The sequence below is a fragment of the Stutzerimonas nitrititolerans genome, assembly GCF_003696285.1.
GTDB classification, from domain to species: domain Bacteria; phylum Pseudomonadota; class Gammaproteobacteria; order Pseudomonadales; family Pseudomonadaceae; genus Stutzerimonas; species Stutzerimonas nitrititolerans.
Map to the genome: position 1 here is coordinate 1 of NZ_RFFL01000096.1, position 353 is coordinate 353.

The following is a 353-nucleotide window of genomic DNA, read 5'->3' on the forward strand; positions in this document are numbered from 1 at the left end:
TGATATTAAAGGAATTTCATTTGGTTTCTTAAACGAAGAAAATTATAATTTAGAACAAGAAAAGGAATCAATAAAAAAAGGCGACTTTGATTACAGCATAGATTACAATACTACATTTAAACCATTTGAATATAAGGGTAAATATTATTCTGGTTTAGCTAAAGTAACAAGTAATAAATTAGACGATGAATTACAAGTAAATAAAGTATTGATTACTGAAGTTAAAGACAAGAATGAACAAATCACATTAGATGATAAATCACAATTTGATGATAATCATATAATTAATTATGAAGATACAAATGATGGAAAAGCAGAACAAAAAGAAGAAGATGAAAGTGTAGATAATTTAT

General features: G+C 24.1%; 1 protein-coding gene. It reads left to right on the forward strand.

Annotated features, from left to right (window positions below; genetic code table 11):
* Positions 1–353: hypothetical protein (locus EA795_RS21125; protein WP_205891514.1), on the forward strand; the 353-nt coding region annotated here is incomplete at both ends.